General features: G+C 66.4%; 2 protein-coding genes. Both read left to right on the top strand.

Features of this window, described 5'->3' with window-relative positions; translation table 11 throughout:
- Positions 1 to 429 (top strand): alpha-glucosidase C-terminal domain-containing protein (locus ACF073_RS41470; RefSeq protein ID WP_392076748.1); only part of this gene is annotated, 429 nt, incomplete at its 5' end.
- The coding region (locus tag ACF073_RS41465; protein WP_392076747.1) for an alpha-amylase family glycosyl hydrolase at positions 426 to 1,432 on the top strand (1,007 nt) is incomplete at its 3' end. The genes ACF073_RS41470 and ACF073_RS41465, both read left to right, overlap by 4 nt.

Here is a 1,432-nt window from a genome sequence, read left to right as displayed (position 1 = left end):
AAATACCAGCTCAGGCCCCGCGACTGGGCGGCCGCCGCCCGCGAGGGCCGCACCATCGCCCCGCTCGTCACCCGCCTCAACGCCATCCGGCGGCGCAGCCCGGCCCTGCGGCAACTGCGCGATCTGCACTTCCACCACGCCGACCAGGACGCGGTGCTCGCCTACTCGAAGCGGAGCGGATCGAACACGGTTCTGGTGGTCGCCAACCTCGACCCCCGCCATACCCAGGAGGCCACGGTCTCGTTGGACATGCCGCAACTCGGCCTGGAATGGCACGAGTCCGTGCCGGTCCGCGACGAGCTGACCGGCGAGACCTACTACTGGGGCAGGGCCAACTATGTGCGCCTCGAACCGGGTCACAGGCCCGCGCACGTCTTCACCGTCCTGCGACCGTCCACCCCGCAGATCGGAGGGTCACCCACAATATGATCGTCAATGAGCCCGTTCCGGACACCTTCGAGGACACGCCCGCCAAGGACCGGGACCCGGAGTGGTTCAAACGCGCCGTCTTCTACGAGGTCCTGGTCCGCTCCTTCCAGGACAGCGACGGCGACGGCGTGGGCGACCTGAAGGGCCTGACCGCCAAGCTCGACTATCTCCAGTGGCTCGGCGTGGACTGCCTGTGGCTGCCGCCGTTCTTCAAGTCCCCCTTGCGGGACGGCGGTTACGACGTGTCCGACTACACGGCCGTCCTCCCGGAGTTCGGCGACCTCGCCGACTTCGTGGAGTTCGTGGACGCCGCCCATCAGCGCGGCATGCGGGTCATCATCGACTTCGTCATGAACCACACCAGCGACCAGCATCCGTGGTTCCAGGAGTCGAGGCGGGACCCGGAGGGCCCGTACGGGGACTACTACGTCTGGGCCGACGACGACAAGCAGTACCAGGGTGCCCGCATCATCTTCGTCGACACCGAGGCCTCCAACTGGACGTACGACCCGGTACGCAAGCAGTACTACTGGCATCGCTTCTTCTCGCACCAGCCGGATCTGAACTACGAGAACCCGGCCGTGCAGGAGGAGATGATCTCCGCGCTGAAATTCTGGCTGGATCTCGGCATCGACGGGTTCCGGCTGGACGCGGTGCCGTACCTGTACCAGCAGGAGGGCACCAACTGCGAGAACCTGCCCGCCACCCACTCCTTCCTCAAGCGGGTGCGCAAGGAGATCGACGCCCAGTATCCCGACAAGGTGCTGCTGGCCGAGGCGAACCAGTGGCCCGAGGACGTCGTCGACTACTTCGGCGACTTCCAGGGCGGCGGCGACGAGGCCCACATGGCCTTCCACTTCCCCGTCATGCCGCGCATCTTCATGGCCGTACGGCGCGAATCGCGCTATCCGGTCTCCGAGATCCTCGCCAAGACGCCCGCGATCCCGTCCGGCTGCCAGTGGGGCATCTTCCTGCGCAACCACGACGAGCTGACCCTCGAAAT

The sequence above is a fragment of the Streptomyces sp. NPDC015171 genome (assembly GCF_043079545.1).
Lineage (GTDB): Bacteria > Actinomycetota > Actinomycetes > Streptomycetales > Streptomycetaceae > Streptomyces.
Note: the sequence above shows the minus strand (reverse complement) of the source record. Positions and strands in the feature narration are given on the sequence as shown.